Here is a 22,279-nt window from a genome sequence, read left to right on the forward strand (position 1 = left end):
AAAGAAACGCCCCCTGCAACCCCCGTTTCACCACGCCCCGAAGCCGCCATTACCTTCGTCACAGTAAAAAGGCCGTCATACATAAAAGGTCGTCATACGTAAAAGGTCGTCATACGTAAAAGGTCGTCATACGTAAAAGGTCGTCATACGTAAAAGGTCGTCATACGTATAAAGAGGTCGTCATTCTGGCGAAGCCAGAACCTCCGTATTTGCCGTTGCACTTGCACTTGCCGTTGCCGTTGCCGTTGCCGTTGCCGTTGCCGTTCGGATTAGAGGGGGGCTTCAGCCCCCCGTCAACGGGCCTAAATAAGAGAAGGGGCTTTAGCCCCGGCCTTGCTTTCCCGGCCACTCGTCCGAACACAACACCAAATCCGCTCCCCGCACTCCCACCAAGCCCCACTAAATCTCCGGATAAAAATCAAAGAAAGCATCCACGCTCAACTTCAACTGCGCCTCAATCTCCTCCCGGCTGCCTTCCAGCACATGCATCGTCACATGCGCCTCATTCCCATTCTGAAGCTCCACCGGAGCCGACCCAACCTTAACCACCTCATCTGCCGGAAGCAGACGCATTCCATAAACCAACACAAGATTTGCCATTCCCATATTCTTTCACCCAATCCACCCCAAACCCCGCCTTGAATCCTTTCCGCCCCCTCGGCATTTACACTAAATAGGACTATATGACTCCCGAATCCTCCATCCCCGCCGCCATCGAAACGCGCGACACCGTCATCCTCGGCTCCGGCTGCTCCGGCCTCACCGCCGCCATCTACGCCGCCCGCTCCAACCTCAAGCCCCTCGTCCTCGAGGGCCACGAGCCCGGCGGCCAGCTCTCCATCACCACCCTCGTCGAGAACTTCCCCGGCTGGCCCGAGGGCATCCAGGGCCCCGAACTCATCGAGAACATGAAGCAGCAGGCCACCCGTTTCGGTGCCGAGCTCCGCATGGCCCACCTCTCCAGCGCAGAGTTCACCCCCGGCGGCCCCATCAAGCTCAACATCGGCGGCGAGATCGTCCACACCCGCACCCTCATCATCGCGTCCGGTGCCTCCGCCCGCTGGCTCAACCTCCCCTCCGAGCAGGCTCTCATCGGCCACGGTGTCTCCTCCTGCGCCACCTGCGACGGTTTCTTCGCCTCCGGCAAGGACATCGCCGTCATCGGTGGAGGCGACAGCGCCATGGAAGAAGCACTCTTCCTCACCCGCTTCGCCAGCAAGGTCACCCTCATCAACCGCACTGAGAAGTTCCGCGCCTCCCCCATCATGCTGGAGCGCGCCCAGGCCCACGATAAGATCCACTTCCTCCACAACACCATCGTGGAAGAGGTCCTCGGAGTCGAAGAAAAGGACGTCAAGGGCCTCCGCCTCAAGAACCGCGCCAACGGCGACGAGTCCACCCTCCCCGTCTCCTTCATGTTCCTCGGCATCGGCCACGAGCCCAACGCCAAGGCCTTCGCCGGAATGATGGATCTCGACGACGACGGCTACATCCTCTGCAAGGACGACGTCTACTGCACCAAGAACGGCGAGATCCTCCCCGGAGTCTTCGCCTGCGGAGACATCAAGGACCGCAAGTACCGCCAGGCCATCACCGCCGCCGGCTCCGGCTGCATGGCCGCCCTGGAAGTAGAAAAGTACCTCGAAGAGCACGGCCGCTAAACTCTCTCCCCGCAAAGTGCGCTGGATCACTCTTTGATCCCGCGCACTTTGCCGATAGAGATTTCATATTCCCGCCGCCGATTTCGCAACTCCCGCCGCCAAATCACGTCTATCCTCACAACATCCCATCCTCTTCGCCTGATCGGAAGTGTTTTTTGCGCCTTCTAGCACCTGCAGCCCTGCTCCTCGCCGCATCCGCCGCCTGCGCCCAGCAGTCCGCCGCCCCATATTCGTCCCTCCCCGACGCACCCTCCCAGCTCCTCCTCGCCGCTAACACCCCGGCCCCAGAGCTCCCCGAGTCCTCAGATACCCCCGTCGCCACCGGCTTCTCCAGCTCCCTGGCTCCCGCCGACATCTACGATTACACCCTCTACCCCGACGGCTACCCCCAGGACGCCGCAGCCCAGGCCGCCAAACAAAGCGATCAGAACAAGAAGAAGCCCGGCTGGGCAGACGAACCAGACCTCGACGCCAACGGCAATCCCATCCCCCTCAACCGCCACCAGCCCAAGCGCATCCTCGGCTTCATGCCCAACTACCGTTCCGTCTCGGTCGGCTCCGCGGTCCATCCCCCCGGCTGGAAGTACAACTTCTCCGTCGCCACCCGCCAGTCGTTCGACTACTCCTCCTTCATCTTCCTCGGCATCACCTCCCTCACCGCCGAAGCCATCAACTCCCACCCCGCCCTCGGCAAAGGCGTCCCCGGCTTCTACGCCTACACCTGGCGCGGCTTCCTGGACAAGACCGACGGCACCTACCTCGGCGCATGGTTCCTCCCCAGCCTCCTCCACGAGGACACCCGCTACTACCCCCTCGGTCCCGGCCACTCCATCGCCATCCGAGCCCTCTACGTCATCTCCCGCCAGGGCGTAGCCCGCACCTACGGCGGCCGCCAGACCCCCAACATCGCCGGCCTCGGCGGCAAAGTCCTCACCCAGCTCATCTCCCGCAACTACTACCCAGCCGGCACCTCCGACTTCGGCGTCCTCGCCACCAAGTTCGCCTACTCCGCCATGCGTGACATCGGATTCTCCTCCATCCGCGAGTTCTACCCCGACATAGCCGCCCACTACGTCCGCCTCCACCACGAAAAAGCCGCCGCCCAGGCCGCCCGAGACGCCGCCGCAGCAGCAGCAGGCCAATCCAACCCAGCCACCCCCGCCAAACCCTAAACCTGTACAAAGCAGAACCATGGGTGCCCCATGTCCCGCCTCTGGGACATGGGTGATCGGGGCATATAATCCCAACCATGGCCATCAACCTCCCCGCCGAGCTTGAGCAGTCCGTCGACCAACTGGCAGCCCGCCACGGCTTCACCAAGGACGACTTCATCCGCGACGCCGTAGAACAGCGCGTCGCTCAGTACGAAGAAGAGCCAGAACTCACAGAAGCCCAACTAGCCCATCTCGATGAAGGAGTCGCTCAGCTGCGGCGAGGCGAGTTCGTCCCCGGTGAAGTGATCGAAGCAAAATTGGAGAAGCTCCTGGAAGAGCTGGAAGCTCGAGCAAAGATCGAGGAGCAAAGTGCTTCTGTCGCAACCCGATGAAAGCCTTACTCTTTTCCCGTAGAGCTGAGGCAGACTTCCATGAGATCTCTGAGTATTTGGGTTTCCTTCCCGCCCGCCCGTCGCTCAGGATCGCGGAAGAAATTCAAAGGGCCTTCAACCTGATCGTTCAATTCCCGTATCTAGGGCAAGCCCATTCACGCTTTACTACCCTCCACGGCCAGGAAGTCCGCAGCCTACTCGTCGCCTCTTATCGCATCTATTACTTCTCCACCAGCCCACCCGAGATCATCGCCATCCTCCACGGAGCCCGCGACCAGACCGCCATCATGTCCCAACGCACCACCTGACCGCACCCCCGAGCCCATGCTCAAATCCATCACCCTCCTCCCCGAACGCATCACCAACCCCACTGCTTACCCCTTCTCCGTCCCGGCCATCTCCACCTTCCGCCGTCTCGACATCACCTCCCGCGTCCTCTGCTTCGCCGGAGAAAACGGCACCGGCAAGTCCACCCTCCTCGAAGCCATCGCAGCCCACATCGGCTTCGGCCGCGAAGGCGGCAACCGCGACATGCGTTTCGAAACATCCGAGTCTGTTGCTGCGACGGAGCCCCTCATACGAGCCCTCAGGCTCGGCTTCGACAAGCGCACAGGAGAAGGCTTCTTTTTCCGCGCCGAGTCACTTTTTAGCGTCGCGACGCAAATCGACGAGTGGGACAGCGATTCCAGTTTTGGAGGCAAGATTCGCGACTCCTATGGCGGCGTCTCGCTCCATGATCATTCCCACGGCGAAACCTTCTTCACCGTCCTCGACCACAAGTTCCGCCGCTCCGGCCTCTTCCTCCTCAACGAACCCGAAGCCGCCCTCTCTCCCCAGCGCCAGCTCGCCTTCCTCGTCCTCATCCACGCCACCCTGCGCGACTACAAGGATGCCCAGTTCATCATCTCCACCCACTCCCCTCTCCTGCTCGGCTACCCCGGCGCCCAGATCGTCTCCTTCGACGGAGGCCGCCTCCAACCAATCGACTACGACCGCACCTACCCCTACCTCATCATCCGCCGCTTCCTCACCGACCGCACCCAAATGCTCGAAGACCTCTTCCGCAACCCCGAAGCCGACCCCGACGATCAGTCCACCCTCTTCGACTGACTCGGACCTCGCGGGTATATCCTACAAAAGGATGCACGGAGGCCAGCCATGCCAGCAATCCAAATCTCGGACGAACTAGATGCCAACCTCGATCAACTCGTCCGTCAAACCGGCGGCTCCAAAGAAGCCTACGTCTCTGAGGCTGTCCGCAATCTCCTTGAAGATGCAGAAGACCTTGCCCTGGCCAAGGAACGTATAAGCCGCCCCGGTCGCCGCTTTACGCTCGATGAGGTCGAGCGCCACCTTGGCCTGGCTGATTGAGTTGGATGAAGACGCCGAGCGCGATCTCGCTCGGCTCGACAAATCCGTTCAACGAACCATCATCAAATATCTCCGCACTCGCATAGCTCCCGCAGCAGATGTAAGAGACTTTGGTAAACCGCTAGGCCACGCTCTCAGTGGCCTATGGAGCTACCGCGTCGGAGATTACAGAATTCTCTGCAACATCGAGCAAGATCGGCTCACAGTTTTGGTAGTCGGCATTGGCCATCGCAAAGACGTGTACAAGACCTGACCACCTCAAGACGCGTAAGAGCAAAAAGTCCACGCACAAGAATGCGGGATCGAACTCCTGCCGATGAGTCGGCAACTTCGGGTGCCCCATCCTCAGACGACAGCCTCGTCGCCGGATAGGGTGGGGTATCGATTTCGGTAGAAATCGACCGCTCTTTTCAATGCTGGCTGACTCTCTCAATTCAGCTATCATGGACGCCAATCCAACCATGCAAGTATCCGCCTCCAGCAACTCTATCGCCGATATCATCATCCCCATCTGCTTCTTTAGTGCCGCACTTGCAGTGCATTTCCGCATCATGTCCTTGAGGCTGAAATCGCTCCAAAACCTGGCGGACAGGTATCACCTGATGCGTATCTCAAATGATCTTCCCGGCGATTTTCCGACGGACATGATGGATGGCATCGGTAGCTTCAATCGAGTCAGTAATGCTTTCTGGGGCTCTCACGATGCGGATCTGCTGCTGGTCTTCGATATCCAGATTGGACTAGGCCGCCAGTCTTATACCCGGACCATCGTCGGAAGACGTTTCCTCAGCCTGCCAGCAGAGCCAAAACTAAAGAGTTCACTTAGTTACCAACAAGTAGGACAGTGGAGGGTGGCCTACGCACGGTGAAGCATCATCAACCCATCCGCTCGTCTTTCGCCCGCTCTCATCGAACAACTTTGGAATCTACTCGCTGGCCCGGATCATGCGCCGCTCGACTCTGCAGCAGCCGCATCGCCGACCCATCACGCTGAGATCTTCATCCGCCCCCGCAGACGATAAACTCAACCTGTGTCCATAGCCGAAAACCTAGCCCACCTCCACGACCAGATCCTAGCCGCCTGCGCCCGCGCCAACCGCAATCCCGCGGACGTGGCCCTCATGGCCGTCAGCAAGATGCACCCGGTGGATCTCCTCCTGGAAGCCCACGCCGCAGGCCAGCGCCTCTTCGGGGAAAACCGCGTCCAGGAGTGGCAAGGCAAATCAGAGATCGCCGGCACCCTGGAAGACCTTGACATGCACCTCATCGGCCCCCTCCAGTCCAACAAGTCCACCCGCGCCGCCGAGCTCTTCCACTCCATCGACACCGTAGACTCCCTCAAACTCGCCCAGCGCCTCAACGCCGCAGCCGGGGCCCTAGGCAAAAAGCTCCCCATCTACATCGAGGTCAAGCTCTCCCCCGAAGAGTCCAAGCACGGTCTCGCCCCCGCAGATCTTCCCGCCCTCATCGAAGCCCTCCCGTCCCTCACCCACCTTCGGCCCACAGGATTGATGACCGTCCCCCCCTGGCCCGCCGACATCGCCCAGGCCGGAGACGAAGCCCGCCCCTACTTCCGCGAACTCCGCCGCCTCCGCGACCAATCCCAGCGCACAATCCCCACCCTCACCGGCCTCAGCATCGGCATGTCCAACGACTTCGCCGCCGCCATCGAAGAGGGCAGCACCTGCATCCGCATCGGCACCGCCATCTTCGGCAAACGAGCGCCAGCCTCCGCATAGAAGCGGATACCCATCCCGCCGTTACGAAACGCCTAGTCGTTGGCTGCTTCGTAGCGGCTCTGCTGCAGGTCCAGTTCGTGCTCCATCTTGCGGAGGGCTTCGTCGGACAGGTGGCCCTGGTTCCGGAGCGTGATCATGGTGTTGCGTTCAGCGTGGATCGCTCCGGCGGCTATGTGGCGAAGACGCTCGTAGGTTGCGCCGTCGAGCCGGTGATTCGGGTCGTCTTCGGTGGGGCCCCCTACAGCCGCCAGGCGGTGCCGATACCGGTGAATCAGATCTTCATAGATATGCGCAAAGCGGTCGCCCTGTGACGCCTGATCCTGCTCGAGATAAGCGATGGCGGCATTGAGGGAGGTGCGCCGCGCTTCGTACTCCTCTTCATCCGTGCGGTGGGGTGTGGAGAGCTTGAGCGCCCGGATGAGTGGAGGAAGCGTGAGCCCTTGCAGCACAAGCGTGACCAGGATGACGGAGAAGGTGAGGAAGAGAATCAGGCTGCGCGTCGTGAAGGGCCTGCCGTCGCCCAGCGTCTGCGGCAGGGAGATCGCGGCGGCCAGCGAGATGACGCCGCGCATGCCCGTCCAGCCGATGATGAAGACGCTCTTGGGGTTGGGCGTCGGGTTGGGATGTCTGGAGATGCGCAGATCGATCTGGTGTGCAATCCACGCGACCGGAAACACCCAGATAAGCCGCAGTGCGATCAGGATGAGACTGAAGATTGCACCGTAGCCCAGAAGCTGCGGCCACGTATAGTTCGGGTGCATGAAGCCCATGATGACCGGCAGTTGCAGGCCGATCAGCGCGAAGACGACTCCATTGAGCAGGAAGGTCAGGGCATCCCAAACGCTGTGCAACTGGATCCGTACCTGCGGACTGAAGATGGTGGCATGCTGGCGGCTGATATAAAGTCCGGCCGCCACCACCGCGAAGACTCCCGACGCATGCACGGACTCGCCGGCGAGATAGGCCGCGTAAGGCGTGATCAGGGAGATGACGATTTGGATGGGCCCGTCGTCGATAACGTCGTTCAGTTTGGCGACGAGGAAGCCGATGACGAATCCGATGGCCGAACCGGCAACGGTAAGCCAGAGGAGACGGACGAGAGCGTGGCTGACGGTTGGGGTGGTGCCGTCCAGCAGCATCTGCAGCCCGAACTCCAGCGCAAGCAGCGCGGTGGCGTCGTTGAGCAGCGACTCGCCTTCCAGGATGTCTACGACCCGCCGCGGCAGGCCGAGCGAGCTGGCGATGGAGGTCGCCGCAATCGCATCGGTGGCGGCGACGACGGCGCCGAGGATGAAGCCGGATTTGAAGTCCAGCGCAGTGATGAAGCGGTCGGAGAACTCGGCCACCGCGAAGACCGTGAACGCAACCAGACCGAAGGCCAGGAAGCCGATGCTCAGGCCGTTGGCGCGCAACTCCCGCCACGAGGTCGCGTAGGCGGAGGAGAAGAGCAGCGGCGGCAGAAAGATGAGAAAGATAAGGTTAGCGTTGAGCGGCACCACGGGGATGTGCGGGACAAAGCTGATCAGAAGTCCGGCCACCACGAGAACGATGGGGTAAGCGATGTTCAGCCGCCGGGCCAGCAGCGTGAAGGCCGCCACAAAGATCAGCAGCAGCAGGAAGACGAGTTGGAAGGCGTGAAGATTATCTGCTGGGGACATGAGGGAACCTGGATCGAGAGTGCGTCGTATCTGAAGTTATAGACTGCTTATGAGCGCTTGGATGCGCAAGGAGATTTGATGAAGGTTGGAATTGCGGCGGTATCGGCTTTTGTGATGGGTGCTGGATTGGCTTGGGGGCAGGGTGCTCCAATCACGTTGAGTGTGGATCTGCGGGATGCACCGAAGAAGATTCTGCACGCAACCGAAACGATTCCTGTGCAGCCCGGCGCGATGACGCTCGCCTATCCAAAGTGGATTCCCGGCGAGCATATGCCCAGTGGGCCGATCGACGACCAGGCAGGTTTTCTCATTACCGGAAACGGCCAGCCGATCCGGTGGGAGCGCGATCCCATCGATATGTTTGCCTATCACCTGACGGTGCCTGCAGGTGTGACGTCGCTCACGGTGAAGATGGACTTTCTGGCTACTCCGAACGGCGGCAGCTTCACCGCGGGTGGCTCGACGAGCGCGAATCTCGCAGTCCTGAGCTGGAACACCCTGGTCGTCTATCCCTACAGCGGCCCCACAATGAAGGCGAGCGATGTGATGATCGCACCAAGCGTAACCCTGCCGGAGGGTTGGCACTATGGGACGGCACTGGAGCCCACAGGCGGCGGCAACAGCGCGCCCGGCGATCAGGTCGGCTTCAAGACGGTGTCGCTCGAGCAGTTGATCGATTCACCCGTGCTGACGGGCCGCTTCTTCAAGGAGATTCCGCTGGCTCCTGAGGTCACGCCCAAGCACTATCTCGACATCGTGGCCGATGGTCCGGAGGACCTCGCGATCAACCAGGCGCATATCGATGACTTCAGCAAGCTGGTGCGGGAGACGGGTGCGCTGTATCAGAGCCGTCACTTCACGGCCTATCACTTCCTGGTGACGTTGAGCGATGAGACCCTGCACTTTGGGCTGGAGCATCATCAGTCCTCAGACGACCGCATTCCGCCCGACACCTTCACCAACGACCATACATTCGTTGAGGCGGGCGACCTGCTGCCGCACGAGTTCACGCATAGCTGGAACGGAAAGTATCGTCGGCCCGCCGGCCTCGCCACACCCAACTACCAGGTGCCGATGGTGGGCGATGGCCTTTGGGTCTATGAGGGGCTGACGGAGTATCTGGGAGATGTGCTCGCGGCTCGCTGCGGCATCTGGACGCCAGAGCAGTTCCGCGATCGCCTCGCAGAGATCGCCGCAAAGTATGACAACCGTCCCGGCCGCACCTGGCGCGACCTGCAGGACACGGCCCGCATGGCGCAGGTGCTCTATACCGTCGGCGGCCCGTACGACAACTGGCGTCTGGGCACGGACTTCTATGAAGAGGGCGAGCTCGTCTGGCTGGATGTCGACACCACCATCCGCAGCAAGACCAACGGCAGGAAGACCCTGAACGACTTTGTCGCGGCCTTCCATGGCCTGGGCGGGAACACGGGGCCGAAGGTGGTGCCGTACACCTTTGAGGATGTGGTCGCCGGCTTGAACGCTGTCGTCCCCATGGACTGGGCCGGCTTCCTGAACGAGCGCCTCCACATGCTGCAGGCCGCGGCTCCGCTGGGCGGCATCACCAACGGCGGCTACAAGCTCGTCTACAAGGACAAGATGAGCGCATGGTCTGAGGCTTCGGGCGGCGTGGACTTCTGGTATTCGCTGGGGCTGCATGTCAGCGGCAAGGGCCAGATACGCGATGTACTGGTCGGCGGCCTCGGTGATAAGGCTGGCTTCGGCCCGGGTATGACGATCGTCGCGGTCAACGGACGCGCGTTCTCCACCCCGGTCCTGCGCGCGGCAATCGTCGATGCCAAGGAGTCGCAGGCACCAACGGAGTTCATCGTGGAGAACACGGGCTTCTACAAGGTGATCAAGATGGACTATCACCAGGGAGAGAAGTTCCCCGTGTTCGAGCGGGTGAGCGGAGTGCCGGATCGGCTGGATGAAATCCTGAAGCCGATGGTGAAATAAACGGCAGCCAATAAGAAACGAAATGCCCGCAGACCTCTGCGGGCATTTCGTTTTGTGCGAGAACTATTTTTTGTTTTCGAAGCGTTTGAAGAAGCTGGTATCCAGATAGTGCGGGGTTGTTGGGTCGTTGGCTACAGTGCGTGCCAGGTCCGCGAGGTAGGCGTTGAACTGTGCGGCCGCGGCGTAATCCACCGGCTGCTTGAGATCGTCGTCTGTCGAGTGATACCGCTGCGCCAGCCACGCACGCCAAGCCTTGTACTCGGGTGAGCCGGCGGTCCAGCCAAACTTGAACGCCAGCGCCGGAACGCCGGCCTGCACGAAGCTGTACTGATCGGTGCGGATGAAGGAGTTGCGGTCGGGCTCCGGGTCCACGGCAATCTGGATGTTATGCGCCGCCCCGACGGTCTTCGCCTGCTCCTGCAGCGTGGACTGTTCGAGCCCCTGCACATGCAGCTTCTTCAGCGCAAAGATCGGCATGAACATATCCAGGTTGAAGTCTGCAGTGATGTCCTGCTCAGGCACGGTGGGGTGGCCGGCAAAGTACCGCGAGCCCAGCAGCCCCTTCTCTTCCGCGGTAAAGATGACGAAGAGCATAGAGCGTTTCGGACGCGTGGGATTCGCCGCAAACGACCGCGCCACTTCAAGCACGCTCGCCACGCCCGACGCATCATCCATCGCCCCGGTGTAGATGGTCTTGCCGTGGATAGGTTCGCCTACGCCAAGGTGGTCGAGATGCGCAGACACGAGCACATAATCAGCAGCAAGCTTCGGGTCGGACCCCGCGAGCTTCGCCACGATATTCGGCGAAACAACCTGCGTCACCTCCGTCGCGACAGTCGCCGTAATCGACTTGTTCAGCGCAAACCGCGGCAGCGGTTTCTGCGCATCGGCGAGCGCCAGCAGATCCGCAAACGTATACCCCGTCCCGGCGAAGAGCTTCTCCGCCTGCGCGGGGTTGAAGGTGGCGGAGAACATCTGGCCGTGCTCGTCTGCGAGCGCCGGATGCAGCGCCGCAACCTTCGCCGCCTGCGGGTCTTCCGCAAGCCGCATCCCAGGCTGGGACGCGCTCGAAGCCACACGCTCCCAACCAAAGTCCATGGACTTCGGCGTAGGAATCGAAATGGTGCCCACTGCCCCCGCATCCCGCAGCGCCTTCGCAAAGGGGCTGGTGCGTGCAAAAGATTTGAGCGCCGTGGGAAGATCGCCTGGCCCACCGTTGAGGTAGACGACGATCTTGCCCTTAAGCCCAGACATCGGAAGCTCGGACGAGTCGAAGTCGTCGTAATGAGACTCCGGCAGATGCAGCCCGTACCCAATAAACACCAGCGGCGCCGTAATCGTCTTAGGCTGCGGAGACCGAGTCCCGAGGATCGCATCCTGCCCCAGAGTAAGCGGCGTCGTAGTCCCTTTCTCGACGAGCGCAAGCGAAGACTTGGCGGCGATCACCCGCTGCACATCGAAGTGGACAGGCTGATAGAACCCGGCCTTGCCATTGACTGAGAGCCCCGCAGGCTGAAGTCCGTAAGACTTGAACTGCTCCACCACATACGCGGCAGCGCGCAGATAATCGTCTGAGCCGGTCAGTCGCCCCTTCATGGAATCGTCCGCGAGAACCTGGACGTGATGCCACCATTGCTGGCCGCGCTCCGCGTCGGTGGACTGGGCGAAGAGGGTGGAGGCGAAGAAGGCTGCGGCGGCTGCGGCTTTGAGGAGCCGGGATACGTTCATGGGGTCTGACCTCTGGTGGCTTTAGTGGTCAGGGTAGCACGCGGCTTCAAGCGCTTCATCGACGAGCCGAAAATCTTCTTGCGAAGGAAATGCGCATGATCTAGGCTGCAAGCAATCACGTACATCTCATTGCGAATCGACTGGAGTCGCTTATGGCGCTTTCGGACCAGGGCCGGGATATAGCACGGAGGGTTTTTGAGGTGGGATTTGGCGTGGCCGTCGTTGTGGCCATATCCATCATCAGCAAAAAGACGGATATCCACTCGTTTGTGGACGATACCGCGGTCGGCTTGCTCACGGTGATCGCCACCGCGTTCATCCTTGAGCCGTTCGAGCAGAAGCGACTGACGAACCAGTTGAACCACAAGGTCTCTGAGGTGAAGGCGGAGATCAAGGAGTTGCGAAGCAGCATCAATGCAGTGCATGGTGAGTTTGCGGATCATATCGATCGCTACACGCTCGCGCTGCGATTCACGAACAAGAACCTTGACCGCGACGAGATGCCCAACGCCTGGGAGCGGATGCTGTGGTCCATGCGCGGCAACTTTGACGCCACCAGCTATGTGAAGCCGTCGGACTATATGCGGTCGTATCCGGACCTTGGCATCGCCATCCAGGAGGCCAAGGTCCGGGTAGCCAAGGCTCGTATCCGCCGGATCTTTATCGTCGAGAGCGAAAATGAGCTGAATTTGATCGGCCCGCACATCGCCAAGCAGATGGCTGCCGGCGTCGAGGTCAGCTATGTCTTACTCGAAGAGATCAAGCAGCATGTGCAAACGGATAAGTTCGATACGCTGGACTTTGGCCTGTTTGACGATTCGAAGTCCGTATTCCTCTGGCTGCTGAATGAACGGTCTGTCTCCGGAGGGAAGATCGAATTGGAGACGGACCAGTACGCGAAGTATCGTGGTCTCTTCGACCTGCTCTGCCGTATTTCACACTCCTACCGGGAGTTGCTGGCGCTGAAGGCAGGATAGCTCAGGCTGATTTCCTGATAGGCGCGGATGCGTCCGTCGTCGCCTGCTCCGGAATCTTACCTTCCGCCTTGAGGCAGCACTCCGCCGCCGCCGCTTCAATCTCCGAGTTCATCTCCGCACCCGTCAGCAGCATCAGCCCCGTCATATAAAACCAGGTCAACAAAATAATCACCGCGCCCAGCGACCCATAAGTCACCGAGTAGCTATTGAAGTAGTGAAGATAGACACGCAGAATGACAGACGCCAGAACCCAGCCGCCGATCCCCACCGCAGCCCCCGGCGTAAACCAGCGCCAATGCTTGTTCTTCACATCCGGCGCGAAGTAGTAGATCACGGCAAACAGCAGCACACACAGCAGGGCCGCGCAGCTCCACGCGATGAACCGGACGATCACGTTCACAGCCAGCGCCAGTTGATGCTGCGCGATGTGGGTATACAGCCAATGAGCGACAAAGGAGCCGGTAAACATGCTGCCAAGGATCAGGATGACGATGATCGACAGCAGCACAGTCACCAGGATCGCCGCACCTTTGACCTTCCAGTAAGGCCGTGTCTCCTTGACCTTATAGACGATGTTAAGCGTGTCCTGAATCGCTGAGAAGCCCACCGACGCAGACCACAGCCCAGCGGCCAGACCAAAGATCAGCTTGCTCCCGGAGGAGTGCGTCGTCGTCTGCGTGAAGGTCTCGAGCACCAGCTTGAACGCATCGGCCGGAACCACCAGGGCAAGGTAGTTCAGCAGTTTGAGGTACAGCGTGCTGTTACGGACAACCAGGCCAAGGATGGCAGATGCAGTAATGAGCGTCGGAAAGAGTGCAAAGAGAAAGTAGTAGCCCAGCTCCGCCGCGCGAGAGAGAAGGTTGTCCTCATTGAACGAGTGGAAGGTGCGCTTGGCGATGGCGAGCGGCGAGGCACCCTGAAAGTCCCAAAGATTATGCAGCGGCGTGGACGAGACGCGGTCCCAGATGTGCTGCTCCAGCGGATGGGTCGCTCCCACGCGGTGATCTTTAGGGTCTACCGGTGCGGCGTCGCTGTGCGAAGGGTCCAGCTTGGCTGAGGTGTTGCCGGGCGTTGGGCTCATGAGGTTCTCGGGTGCTGCGTTTGAGTTGGATAGATGCGGATTCACGGTGCGATGTATCCATAGGGTTGTTTTCGCATCCATTCTGTATGAGCAGTTTTTCGATCGCACAACAACCGTTTTGGATGAGAAAGATCGCACAGCTCTGGAAGCTCGTTCAGGAGAGCCACGCCGAGCCCCTCAAGGGTGAGGCCGGCAAGCCAATCGCACTGCAGCAGGGGCAGGCCGGCGCGATGTTTCTCGGCCACTCATCGTTCCTCCTGGGCATCGGCGGAAAGAACGTGCTGGTGGACCCCGTCTTTGCCACGCGGCTGGTGCTGCTGAGGCGGCAACGCCGTGCAGGCGTAGAGATTGAGGATCTTCCAGCCATCGACGTGGTGCTCGTGACGCACGCCCACATGGACCACCTGAATCGCCCCACGCTGCGCAAGGTCGCTCGCGCGACGAAGCGGCTGACGGGCAAGGGACCGATTGCGATCGTGCCGGACGGCGTCGCGGACCTGCTGAAAGGGCTGGGATTCAGTGAGGTGCGGACGTTGAAGTGGTGGGAGTCGAACCAGGTCGCAGGCCTGAAGGTTACCCTGACCCCCTGTCAACACTGGGGTGCGCGCATGTTCAAGGATACCCACCGGCTCTTTGGCGGGTTTGTCGTGGAGGGTGGAGGCCAGACCATCTATCACTCCGGCGACACGGCTTACTTCGCCGGCTTCGCGGAGATTGGGCGCAGGCTCGGGCCCATCGACGTGGCGTTGTTGCCGATTGGAGCGTACTTCCCGGACAGCTATCGTGCCGTCCATACCAGCCCTGAAGAGGGCCTGCAAGGATTCGTGGACGTCGGCGCACGCTGGATGGTGCCCATGCACTTCGGGACCTTCAAGCTGGGCCGGGAGCCGTTCGACGAGCCTCCCATCCGATTGATGGCTGAGGCGAGACGGCGTGGGATCGAGGACCGCGTCAGAGTGCTCGGCGAAGGGGAGACGTTAGTAGTCGGCGGGGATGAAGATGAGGTTAAAGCGGGCGACGTTTTGTATGCAGGCGCATCCAATTCCGCATGACTACTGTAGCGAAGACGTTCAAGCTTGGCGGCGATCTCGAAGTAAACCGTCTCGGATTTGGTGCAATGCGGATCACAGGCGAAGGCGTCTGGGGACCGCCGAAGGACCCTGAAAGCGCGAAGATGGTCTTGAAGCGCGCGGTGGAATTGGGCGTCAACCTCATCGATACAGCCGATGCCTACGGGCCGGATGTAAGCGAACAGTTGATCGGGGACGCGCTCGCACCCTACGCTAAGGGCGTGGTCATCGCGACCAAGGGCGGACTGACCCGGCAGGGTCCCAACAAGTGGCTCCCCGTAGGCCGTCCGGAGTACCTGACCCAGCAGGTGGAGATGAGCTTGCGCTTCCTCAAGACGGATGTGATCGATCTCTGGCAGTTACACCGCATCGATGCGAAGGTGCCGGTCGAGGAATCGCTCGGCGCGATCAAGAAGCTCCAGAAGGCGGGCAAGATCAAGCACGTCGGACTTAGCGAGGTGAAGCCGCACGAGATCGATCAGGCCCGCAAGGTGATCGATATCGTCAGCGTGCAGAACCAGTACAACATCGGCGACCGCAAGCATGAGGACGTGGTGGAATACTGCACCAAGCACGGCATCGCCTTCATCCCGTGGTATCCGGTCGCGGCCGGTGAACTCGCCAAGCCGGGCGGCAAGCTGGACGAGGCGGCAAAGAAGCACGGCGCTTCGGTCAGCCAGCTTTCACTCGCCTGGCTGCTCCATCACTCGCCGGTCATTCTTCCCATCCCTGGAACCTCGTCGATCGCCCACCTGGAAGAGAACGTGAAGGCCTCAGAGCTCAGCCTCAGCGACGCGGAGTGGGCCGAGATCGAGTCCGCTGCGAAGTAAAAGTTCATGACAGTTCGTCATGGTGCATTTGTGGTGTTTTGTGGTTCGTTTGTGGTCATTTGTGGTGCAGTTTCGGCACTGATTTCCGTCGTTTTTGCCTGCACGCGCGGGTGAAACAGGCATAAATGCTGAAACAAAAGGTAAAACTCACCACAACTCACCATAAACACGAAAGAGGTCCGACTTTGGTCGGACCTCTTTGCATTGCAGTGGTTACGTCAGGCTAACTTGGTGGTGTTCCAGGGCGGAGCGAACCTTCGCGACGGACGTGCCGTGGACGCGGATGGCCTCATGAAGGATCTGGCCGGTTACCTTGAACTCCTGAGCCCAGTAGTGAATGTCGGACGCCAGCTTGGGATTGATCTCATCCGCGTGGGATGGGGCGTGGTGGTGCTTGCCGTCGTGTTCCGGCTCTGAAAGCAGTGGTTCCTGGTGCGGGGGAAGCTGAGCCATTTGGTTCTCCTTGCGTACCCCTTGTGCGATGTCGCGACGGAGGGTGGGGATGTCTGAATCCCACATCCCTGTTGGAACGTCGAATCTCCCATGAAGAGGTCAGAGGCACTGGTGGCGACCGAAAACGGCGTCAAGTACATGAAGCAGCTTTGCAGGCATTGGGGCCACAAGTTCACCGTCGAGTTCGACGAGACGCACGGCCGCATTGAGCTTCCCCAGACCGTCTGCACCCTGGATGTTTTGCCGGCTGCATTGAAGGTATCGCTCGACGTGGCAGGGGATGGAGATCTGAAACGGATGGAAACGGTGGTCGAGGAACACGTTAAACGCTTTGCTTTCAACGAAGAGCTGGCATTTTCCTGGGCAAGCGAGAACTAACTGGCCGGTGGTCTGACCAGTGGGGTATGATGCCCGGGTGCAAATTTGCCCGAGGATTGTGCGATGAAAACTGGATGGCTGGCAGCAGCTTTGTTGGTAGCGGGGGCGCATGGAGCGCTGGCGAAAACCTGTGATGTGAAGACCATGGGCGCCAAAGGCGATGGCGTCACCAAGGATACGGAAGCGATCCAGAAGGCCATCGACACCTGCACGGTGGTGACGCTGAGCGGCGGCAAGTTTCTGAGCGGGCCGCTTGAGATCAAAAGCGGCGTGACCCTCGACGTAGAAACGGGGGCCATGCTCCTGGGCTCTACGGATCGTGCAGATTACAAGGCCGCAACGCTCATGCGCCAGCCTACGGTCCTACCATTTCTGCACATCGTCAACGCAGACAACGTAAAAATCACCGGCGGCGGCACGATCGACGGCCAAGGCAAGGTCTGGTGGGACTACGTGAAGGGCGCCAAGGACGCCGGGGTGCTGGGGAACGATCATCCCCGGCCCATGGGGCTGCTGATCGACCACTCCAAGCATGTGACGGTGGAGAATATCACGATCCAGAATGCAGGCTTCTGGCAGGTGGTGCCGTACTACTCCGATTACCTTGTTTTCAGCCATCTGCGGGTGCTTGCACCGCAGCGTGGAGCTCCGAATACGGATGGAATCGACCCGTTCAGCTCCAGCCATATCAAGATCGATCACTACTTTTCGAGCGTCGGCGACGACAACATCGCGATCAAATCCGGCGCGATCAACTCGCCCGGACCGGATGCGCCCAGCGAGGATATCGTGATTACGGACTGCATCTTCGAGTCCGGGCATGGACTTTCGATCGGAAGCGAGATCGCCGGCGGCGTGCACCATGTTCACGCGGAACGGATCAGCTTCAAGGGCACCGACCAGGGGATTCGCGTCAAGGCCAACCGTGACCGCGGCAACGATACGAGCGACCTGACCTTCAAGGACATCACGATGGACGACGTCCGCACATCGATCCTGATCAGCGAGTATTATCCGAAGGCCATGCCGGAGGGAGAGGTCGCAAGTGCGCCAATCACAAGGCTTACGCCGCACTTTCACGACATCCATATCGAAAACGTGAAGTCGGTCAACAGCGATTGGGCAGGCGTCATCGTTGGGCTACCGGAGTCGCCGGTGACGGATATCTCGTTGAAGAACGTCAGCATTCAGGCGAAGAAGGGAATGCAAATCGGCTACGCCAATGTAACTCTTGATGGCGTCACCATCTCCTCCGCCGACGGCAATCCCATCACCAAAGGCGCTGCGGCGGAAATTAGCGGGAAATAGCAGCGCTGGTGAGGCGTCAGAACGTGTGCGAGGCGCTCAGGATGATCGCATAGTCTGCAAAGGCCGCGTCACCGTGCGTCCCGGAAGCCAGGTCGGTCACTGACGCCCTGCGGTTCCGTTGAATCGCCCACGGTGCCGTCAGCGAAATCATGTCATGGTGATGCTGGTACTGCACCGCCGGCTCAATCGAGATGATGTACCCGGGCCGCCGGAACCCATCACTCTTCCCAAACGCATCCCGCACCGGAATTCCTTCCATGCGTCCGCCAAAACTCGCCGCCAGCCCATGCACCCTTGGTACATGCCGTGACAGCCCCGCGCGGAAGAGATACTGGTCCGTCGCAGACATCACAGCCTCCAGCTTCGACGCGCGAAACGTCGGCACGCCGTTCGTATCCTCCGGGTTGAACAGCCACGACCCCTGGAAGTATCCCACCGTGTGAAAGTAAGTCTGCTTGTAAGCCTGCGCGCCAACCGTAAAGCCCCACGTCCCATCGCCCGGCTGCAGCGATTGGTCCGCCACCACCTTCTGCACCATGCCGTTCGCCAGCTTCGCCGTGCCCATGCCGTTGTTCAGCCCCGTCGGCAGCTTCAGCCCCAGGCTGAACGCGATATTGCCACCGTTCTCAGCAGGTGGCTTCAACACCCACCCCTGCACGCCCACGATCATGTCGCCGATGCCCGCGATATCGAACTTCCCCACCGGCGCATACTTCTGATCGCGAGTCCCCTGCAGCACCGGCACAAACGCGTTCACGCTCCAGCGCGGCGTCACCTGCATATCCAGGCTGATGCTGTAGATGTTCTGGTGATTCTCAATATCGAGCCCCGCCGCCGCACGCGCAAAGTTCTCCTTCTCCCCGCTGAAGTGCCGGAACGAGCTGAACGAACGCCAGTCCACCTCCATCGTCAGCGGATGCTTGTGCAGAAAGCTCATTCCATCGCCCGCTCCTTCGTTGACCCCGCCCGACGTGATGCAGCTCTGGATCGTGCTGCTGGTATGCGCCGCCAGGCAGCCCTGGGCATAGACCGTGGAGACGAAGGAACCGGAGAACAGGACACAGCCGACCGCCACAACACAGCGCGAGGAAAAGGAGGTTTTCATGATGCCGGAACCTTAGCCCCACCCCGCACCCGCAACAACGTCCACGCGGATGATCTTTCTCTCCATCCAACGATGGAGGCGCATCCCTTCGCGCGACCCTATACTTGCGCCTCGTATGCACTCACCTATTCAACCCGCCGCCCTGGCCCTCCTCGCCGCGCTCTGCGTCCCCGTAACAGCCGAGCCCATCGCGCACTCGCTCACCTTCCAGGACCGCACCGGCCACTCCCACACCTTCGACGAGCTCCGCGGCCATCCCGCAGTGATCAACTTCTGGGCCACCTGGTGCGGTCCCTGCAAGGAGGAGATGCCGCGCCTGCAGAAGCTGTCGGAGTCCTACGCGCCCCAGAACGTCGCCTTCATCGCCATCTCGCTGGATGCACCGGACACCCGCTCCAGGATCGACTCCGTGATTCAGAAACGCAACTTCCATCTCCCCATCTGGACCGGCGCAACCGACGCCACGCTCACCGAACTCAAGCTCGGCGTGCTGGTTCCCGCCACCCTCATCCTGGACTCCGACGGCGAGATCATCGGCAAGATCGAAGGCGAAGCCAGTGAAAAAGACATTCGCTCCCGCCTCACCTGGGCCCTCAACGGCCACCAGGGCAAGCAGCCCAACGTGATCCAGAAGAACGATTGGTAACCCTCCGCTTCACTTTCAAAACACCCGTAAGTACTTCTCTTCGTAAAGAAATCTCCGCGCATAACTTGATATCAGACTACTTCAGTCGTATATTGGAGATACGTTTCTGGCCGTCTGAACCTTCGCTGCCTCCTTTTCTATCAGGCCGCGTTCAGCAGCCGCAAAGATAACCAAAGCTCTTGGTGAACTCAGCCGATGTGCCTCTTCTGGCGCAGACGCCCCCTCGTGCAACGAAAGGCATCACCGAAATGACCTGCCCTACTCTCCGGATGCTCCTCACAGCCTCCGTTCTCCTGTTCTGCTCCGCCACGATCCCCGCCCTCGCAGCCACGACGCCCGCGGCCCCGGCCACCTCATGCTCCATCGAGAACAACTCCCCCGTCACCGCCGTCACCATCCATGTCACCGATCCCTCCGGCGCCATGCTGGACCGTGCCGCCATCGAACTCCGCTGCGGGTCCACCGTCCTCAACGGCATCACCGGCAAGGACGGCTCCGTCACCCTCAGCCTACATCCCGGCTCTTATATCCTCACTGCGCAGGCCCCCGGCTTTGCTGACGTAACGCAACCCGTGCAGGCTCCCGTCCTCGCACCCATCGACCTCCAGATGCCTCTCGGCTCCGCCACCGACACTATCAATGTCTCCGGCGACTCCGGCTTCGTCCCCTACGCCTCCAACGCCGGCTCCAAGACCAATGCGCTCCTCATCGAGGTGCCGCAGTCCATCTCCATCATCAGCCAGCAGGAGATGGAGGCACGCAACGTCATCACCATGAATGAGGCCCTCCGCTACACCCCCGGCATCCAGGCCGACGAGTACGGCGTCGAGCCGCGCTTCGACTGGCTCAAGATCCGCGGCTTCGACGCCCAGACCTTCGGCGTCTATCGCGACGGCATGCGCTTCAACTCGCTCGCAGGCAAGCTCGATCCGTTCGAGCTTGAGTCCGTCGAAGTGCTCAAGGGGCCAAGCTCTGTCCTGTACGGTGAGGTCCCTCCCGGCGGCCTCATCAACCAGGTCTCCAAGCGCCCGTCGTCAGAGCGCAGCACGGTGATCGAAGGGCAGTTCGGCCAGTACGATCGCCGCCAGGGAGCCGTCGACACCACCGGTCCCATCGACCGCGCCGGCGTCTTCCGCTACCGTCTTCTCGGCCTCATCCGCAACAGCAACACCCAGACCAACTTCACCCCGGACGACCGCCGCCTCATCGCCCCGTCCCTCAGCTTCCACCCCAGCGACCGCACCAACCTCACCCTCCTCGCCGACTATCAGCACGACAAGACTGCGTGGAGCCAGTTTCTTCCCTCCCAGGGCACCCTCAACTCCAACCCTAACGGCATCATCCCCGTCAGCACCTTCCTCGGAGAGCCCGGCTTCGACGGTGTCCATCGCAACCAGGCCTCCGTCGGGTACACCGGCGATCATCTCTTCTCGGACGGCTGGAACGTCCATAGCAACTATCGCTACCAGTACATCAATTTCCAGGGCCGCACCATCTACGGCAACGGCTTTGACACCACCATCCCCAACAACACCACCCTCGTCACACGCACTGCCTACGCCCTGCCCAACATCAACCGCATCAACACCGTCGACACGCGCGCTCTGCGCCGCTTTGTCACCGGTAACTGGCAGCAGACCGTTATCTTCGGCTACGACTACCAGCACATCGACATCAAACAGCAAGCCGGCTCCAGCTCCGTCGCGGACCTCAACATCTTTCACCCGGTCTACGGCGTAACCACCATCCCCGCGCTGTTCTTCTATCAGAACAACGATTCGCTTCTGCAGCAGCACGGTCTCTACGCCCAGGATCAGATCAAGTTCAAGCAGCACTTCGTCTTCACCCTCGGCGGCCGTCAGGACTTCGCACGCAACGATATCTCCAACTTCCTCGCCGCCAACTCCAACACCTCGCACTCCGACGTGCGTTTCACCGGCCGCGCTGGCGTCACCTGGCTCACAGGCTCCGGCATCGCACCGTACTTTGCCTACTCCACCAGCTTCCTGCCCAACGCCGGCAGCTTCGTCGTCAACGCTGTCACCAATCTCCCCACGGACCCGGCCAAGGCATCCGACGCACGCCAGCTGGAAGGCGGCGTCAAGATTCAGCCCCGCACGACCAACAGCTTCATCACCGCCTCCGTCTTCCAGATCAATGAGACGAATGTCCTGGTCGCGGATGCCGCGTTCAATAACCATCAGTCCGGTGAAGTTCGCTCACGCGGCGTCGAGATCGAAGGCGTAGCCAGCCTCTCCCACGGGCTCAACCTCCACGCCGGCTACACCCTGACTGCGACCAACACCGTCCAGGACATCACCCAAGCCAACATCGGCAAATGGCTCCCCCAGACTCCACGCAATCAGGTCAGTGGACTCATCGACTACACCCAGCGCGGCGGCCGCTTCGCCGGCCTTGGCGGAAACTTCGGCGTCCGCTTCGTCGGGACCAACGCAGCCGATAGCATCAACAGCTTCTTCATCCCCAACTACGCCCTGACGGATGCAGGCCTACGCTTCGGCTATCGACACACGCTCTTCAGCATCAACGCCACCAACCTTGCCGACAAGCGCTATGTCGCCACCTGCTCCGGTGCCAGCTACTGCTACTACGGCTATGCCAGAAACGTCATCGGCACCGCCAAATACCATTTCTAATCAAGCCGCACCACAAACATCGCCGTCATTCTGAGCGAAGCTCAGAGCCTCCGTATTTGTCGTTGTATTTGCCGTTGTTTGTTCTATCCCACCCCGACTCCGTTCTAATCGG

At 60.6% G+C, this 22,279-nt stretch carries 23 protein-coding genes; 17 read left to right on the forward strand and 6 right to left on the reverse strand.

What is annotated here, in order from left to right:
- Positions 1 to 399: 399 nt before the first annotated feature.
- Complete coding sequence (locus ACIX9_RS16255; RefSeq protein WP_041597878.1) at positions 400 to 600, reverse strand: hypothetical protein; 201 nt, start codon at positions 598 to 600, stop codon at positions 400 to 402.
- Positions 601 to 683: 83 nt separating this feature from the next.
- Here ACIX9_RS16255 and trxB point away from each other — a divergent pair, with 83 nt between their 5' ends.
- From trxB to ACIX9_RS16295, 9 genes are all read left to right on the forward strand, one after another.
- Positions 684 to 1,661 carry a thioredoxin-disulfide reductase gene (gene trxB / locus ACIX9_RS16260; protein ID WP_013581582.1) on the forward strand — a complete coding sequence of 326 codons (978 nt, stop codon included), beginning with the start codon at positions 684 to 686 and terminating at the stop codon, positions 1,659 to 1,661.
- 155 nt (positions 1,662 to 1,816) lie between these two features.
- Positions 1,817 to 2,833, forward strand: coding sequence for a hypothetical protein (locus ACIX9_RS16265; protein WP_013581583.1), 1,017 nt, complete (start codon positions 1,817 to 1,819; stop codon positions 2,831 to 2,833).
- Positions 2,834 to 2,910: 77 nt separating this feature from the next.
- On the forward strand, positions 2,911 to 3,207 hold the full coding sequence (locus ACIX9_RS16270; RefSeq protein WP_013581584.1) for a ribbon-helix-helix domain-containing protein: 297 nt from the start codon (positions 2,911 to 2,913) through the stop codon (positions 3,205 to 3,207).
- Positions 3,204 to 3,515 (forward strand): type II toxin-antitoxin system RelE/ParE family toxin, encoded by a 312-nt coding sequence (locus ACIX9_RS16275; RefSeq protein WP_013581585.1) that lies wholly within the window; start codon positions 3,204 to 3,206, stop codon positions 3,513 to 3,515. Before ACIX9_RS16270 ends, ACIX9_RS16275 begins: the two co-directional genes overlap by 4 nt.
- A 16-nt stretch (positions 3,516 to 3,531) precedes the next feature.
- The gene (locus ACIX9_RS27425) at positions 3,532 to 4,317 is read left to right on the forward strand and encodes an AAA family ATPase (RefSeq protein ID WP_013581586.1); all 786 of its coding nucleotides are present in this window, start codon (positions 3,532 to 3,534) and stop codon (positions 4,315 to 4,317) included.
- Positions 4,318 to 4,365: 48 nt separating this feature from the next.
- Complete coding sequence (gene relB, locus ACIX9_RS27910; protein WP_013581587.1) at positions 4,366 to 4,578, forward strand: type II toxin-antitoxin system RelB family antitoxin; 213 nt, start codon at positions 4,366 to 4,368, stop codon at positions 4,576 to 4,578.
- Positions 4,544 to 4,831, forward strand: a complete 288-nt coding sequence (locus ACIX9_RS16285) for a type II toxin-antitoxin system RelE family toxin (protein WP_232298736.1) — start codon at positions 4,544 to 4,546, stop codon at positions 4,829 to 4,831. Before relB ends, ACIX9_RS16285 begins: the two co-directional genes overlap by 35 nt.
- Before the next feature lie 160 nt (positions 4,832 to 4,991).
- On the forward strand, positions 4,992 to 5,447 hold the full coding sequence (locus tag ACIX9_RS16290) for a hypothetical protein (RefSeq protein ID WP_013581589.1): 456 nt from the start codon (positions 4,992 to 4,994) through the stop codon (positions 5,445 to 5,447).
- A gap of 162 nt (positions 5,448 to 5,609) precedes the next feature.
- A complete protein-coding gene (locus ACIX9_RS16295; RefSeq protein ID WP_013581590.1) occupies positions 5,610 to 6,317 on the forward strand; it encodes a YggS family pyridoxal phosphate-dependent enzyme in 708 nt (235 codons plus the stop codon).
- 32 nt (positions 6,318 to 6,349) lie between these two features.
- Here the strand turns inward: ACIX9_RS16295 and ACIX9_RS16300 are convergent, their stop codons facing one another.
- The gene (locus tag ACIX9_RS16300) at positions 6,350 to 7,975 is read right to left on the reverse strand and encodes a Na+/H+ antiporter (RefSeq protein WP_013581591.1); all 1,626 of its coding nucleotides are present in this window, start codon (positions 7,973 to 7,975) and stop codon (positions 6,350 to 6,352) included.
- A gap of 78 nt (positions 7,976 to 8,053) precedes the next feature.
- On the opposite strand from ACIX9_RS16300, the gene ACIX9_RS16305 reads away from it, so the two are divergent.
- Entirely contained in the window at positions 8,054 to 9,934 is a 1,881-nt protein-coding gene (locus tag ACIX9_RS16305; protein ID WP_013581592.1) for a M61 family metallopeptidase, read from the forward strand.
- Between the two features lie 63 nt (positions 9,935 to 9,997).
- On the opposite strand, the gene ACIX9_RS16310 is transcribed toward ACIX9_RS16305, so the two are convergent.
- On the reverse strand, positions 9,998 to 11,662 hold the full coding sequence (locus ACIX9_RS16310) for a M28 family metallopeptidase (protein WP_013581593.1): 1,665 nt from the start codon (positions 11,660 to 11,662) through the stop codon (positions 9,998 to 10,000).
- Between the two features lie 152 nt (positions 11,663 to 11,814).
- Here ACIX9_RS16310 and ACIX9_RS16315 point away from each other — a divergent pair, with 152 nt between their 5' ends.
- Positions 11,815 to 12,639 (forward strand): hypothetical protein, encoded by an 825-nt coding sequence (locus tag ACIX9_RS16315; RefSeq protein ID WP_013581594.1) that lies wholly within the window; start codon positions 11,815 to 11,817, stop codon positions 12,637 to 12,639.
- 1 nt (position 12,640) lies between these two features.
- Here the strand turns inward: ACIX9_RS16315 and ACIX9_RS16320 are convergent, their stop codons facing one another.
- Positions 12,641 to 13,720 (reverse strand): YihY/virulence factor BrkB family protein, encoded by a 1,080-nt coding sequence (locus tag ACIX9_RS16320; RefSeq protein WP_157477629.1) that lies wholly within the window; start codon positions 13,718 to 13,720, stop codon positions 12,641 to 12,643.
- Positions 13,721 to 13,842: 122 nt separating this feature from the next.
- Between ACIX9_RS16320 and ACIX9_RS16325 the strand changes: the two genes are divergently transcribed.
- Together ACIX9_RS16325 and ACIX9_RS16330 are read left to right on the forward strand one after the other, a co-directional pair.
- Positions 13,843 to 14,772 (forward strand): MBL fold metallo-hydrolase, encoded by a 930-nt coding sequence (locus ACIX9_RS16325; RefSeq protein ID WP_013581596.1) that lies wholly within the window; start codon positions 13,843 to 13,845, stop codon positions 14,770 to 14,772.
- Positions 14,769 to 15,620, forward strand: a complete 852-nt coding sequence (locus ACIX9_RS16330; RefSeq protein WP_013581597.1) for an aldo/keto reductase — start codon at positions 14,769 to 14,771, stop codon at positions 15,618 to 15,620. Before ACIX9_RS16325 ends, ACIX9_RS16330 begins: the two co-directional genes overlap by 4 nt.
- 213 nt (positions 15,621 to 15,833) lie before the next feature.
- On the opposite strand, the gene ACIX9_RS16335 is transcribed toward ACIX9_RS16330, so the two are convergent.
- Positions 15,834 to 16,073, reverse strand: coding sequence for a DUF3606 domain-containing protein (locus tag ACIX9_RS16335; RefSeq protein WP_013581598.1), 240 nt, complete (start codon positions 16,071 to 16,073; stop codon positions 15,834 to 15,836).
- A gap of 111 nt (positions 16,074 to 16,184) precedes the next feature.
- On the opposite strand from ACIX9_RS16335, the gene ACIX9_RS16340 reads away from it, so the two are divergent.
- The gene (locus tag ACIX9_RS16340; protein WP_198152115.1) at positions 16,185 to 16,451 is read left to right on the forward strand and encodes a DUF2218 domain-containing protein; all 267 of its coding nucleotides are present in this window, start codon (positions 16,185 to 16,187) and stop codon (positions 16,449 to 16,451) included.
- Between the two features lie 63 nt (positions 16,452 to 16,514).
- Positions 16,515 to 17,759: a glycoside hydrolase family 28 protein gene (locus ACIX9_RS16345; RefSeq protein ID WP_013581600.1), complete on the forward strand. Its 1,245-nt coding sequence runs from the start codon at positions 16,515 to 16,517 to the stop codon at positions 17,757 to 17,759.
- 16 nt (positions 17,760 to 17,775) lie between these two features.
- Here the strand turns inward: ACIX9_RS16345 and ACIX9_RS24010 are convergent, their stop codons facing one another.
- Positions 17,776 to 18,864: a hypothetical protein gene (locus tag ACIX9_RS24010; protein WP_013581601.1), complete on the reverse strand. Its 1,089-nt coding sequence runs from the start codon at positions 18,862 to 18,864 to the stop codon at positions 17,776 to 17,778.
- A gap of 115 nt (positions 18,865 to 18,979) precedes the next feature.
- Between ACIX9_RS24010 and ACIX9_RS16355 the strand changes: the two genes are divergently transcribed.
- Together ACIX9_RS16355 and ACIX9_RS16360 are read left to right on the forward strand one after the other, a co-directional pair.
- Positions 18,980 to 19,510: a TlpA family protein disulfide reductase gene (locus ACIX9_RS16355; RefSeq protein ID WP_013581602.1), complete on the forward strand. Its 531-nt coding sequence runs from the start codon at positions 18,980 to 18,982 to the stop codon at positions 19,508 to 19,510.
- A gap of 269 nt (positions 19,511 to 19,779) precedes the next feature.
- Positions 19,780 to 22,167 (forward strand): TonB-dependent siderophore receptor, encoded by a 2,388-nt coding sequence (locus ACIX9_RS16360; RefSeq protein WP_013581603.1) that lies wholly within the window; start codon positions 19,780 to 19,782, stop codon positions 22,165 to 22,167.
- Positions 22,168 to 22,279: the final 112 nt, after the last annotated feature.

Origin of the sequence: Granulicella tundricola MP5ACTX9, from assembly GCF_000178975.2 — a bacterium.
GTDB lineage: Bacteria > Acidobacteriota > Terriglobia > Terriglobales > Acidobacteriaceae > Edaphobacter > Edaphobacter tundricola.

Excerpts from the sequence above, each read along its gene's own strand:
- ACIX9_RS16255 (WP_041597878.1), bottom strand. The coding sequence starts at position 600 with ATGGCAAATCTTGTGTTGGTTTATGGAATGCGTCTGCTTCCGGCAGAT.
- trxB (WP_013581582.1), top strand. The coding sequence starts at position 684 with ATGACTCCCGAATCCTCCATCCCCGCCGCCATCGAAACGCGCGACACC.
- ACIX9_RS16270 (WP_013581584.1), top strand. The coding sequence starts at position 2,911 with ATGGCCATCAACCTCCCCGCCGAGCTTGAGCAGTCCGTCGACCAACTG.
- ACIX9_RS16275 (WP_013581585.1), top strand. The coding sequence starts at position 3,204 with ATGAAAGCCTTACTCTTTTCCCGTAGAGCTGAGGCAGACTTCCATGAG.
- ACIX9_RS27425 (WP_013581586.1), top strand. The coding sequence starts at position 3,532 with ATGCTCAAATCCATCACCCTCCTCCCCGAACGCATCACCAACCCCACT.
- relB (WP_013581587.1), top strand. The coding sequence starts at position 4,366 with ATGCCAGCAATCCAAATCTCGGACGAACTAGATGCCAACCTCGATCAA.
- ACIX9_RS16285 (WP_232298736.1), top strand. The coding sequence starts at position 4,544 with ATGAGGTCGAGCGCCACCTTGGCCTGGCTGATTGAGTTGGATGAAGAC.
- ACIX9_RS16290 (WP_013581589.1), top strand. The coding sequence starts at position 4,992 with ATGCTGGCTGACTCTCTCAATTCAGCTATCATGGACGCCAATCCAACC.
- ACIX9_RS16300 (WP_013581591.1), bottom strand. The coding sequence starts at position 7,975 with ATGTCCCCAGCAGATAATCTTCACGCCTTCCAACTCGTCTTCCTGCTG.
- ACIX9_RS16305 (WP_013581592.1), top strand. The coding sequence starts at position 8,054 with ATGAAGGTTGGAATTGCGGCGGTATCGGCTTTTGTGATGGGTGCTGGA.
- ACIX9_RS16310 (WP_013581593.1), bottom strand. The coding sequence starts at position 11,662 with ATGAACGTATCCCGGCTCCTCAAAGCCGCAGCCGCCGCAGCCTTCTTC.
- ACIX9_RS16315 (WP_013581594.1), top strand. The coding sequence starts at position 11,815 with ATGGCGCTTTCGGACCAGGGCCGGGATATAGCACGGAGGGTTTTTGAG.
- ACIX9_RS16320 (WP_157477629.1), bottom strand. The coding sequence starts at position 13,720 with ATGAGCCCAACGCCCGGCAACACCTCAGCCAAGCTGGACCCTTCGCAC.
- ACIX9_RS16325 (WP_013581596.1), top strand. The coding sequence starts at position 13,843 with ATGAGAAAGATCGCACAGCTCTGGAAGCTCGTTCAGGAGAGCCACGCC.
- ACIX9_RS16330 (WP_013581597.1), top strand. The coding sequence starts at position 14,769 with ATGACTACTGTAGCGAAGACGTTCAAGCTTGGCGGCGATCTCGAAGTA.
- ACIX9_RS16335 (WP_013581598.1), bottom strand. The coding sequence starts at position 16,073 with ATGGCTCAGCTTCCCCCGCACCAGGAACCACTGCTTTCAGAGCCGGAA.
- ACIX9_RS16345 (WP_013581600.1), top strand. The coding sequence starts at position 16,515 with ATGAAAACTGGATGGCTGGCAGCAGCTTTGTTGGTAGCGGGGGCGCAT.
- ACIX9_RS24010 (WP_013581601.1), bottom strand. The coding sequence starts at position 18,864 with ATGAAAACCTCCTTTTCCTCGCGCTGTGTTGTGGCGGTCGGCTGTGTC.
- ACIX9_RS16355 (WP_013581602.1), top strand. The coding sequence starts at position 18,980 with ATGCACTCACCTATTCAACCCGCCGCCCTGGCCCTCCTCGCCGCGCTC.
- ACIX9_RS16360 (WP_013581603.1), top strand. The coding sequence starts at position 19,780 with ATGCTCCTCACAGCCTCCGTTCTCCTGTTCTGCTCCGCCACGATCCCC.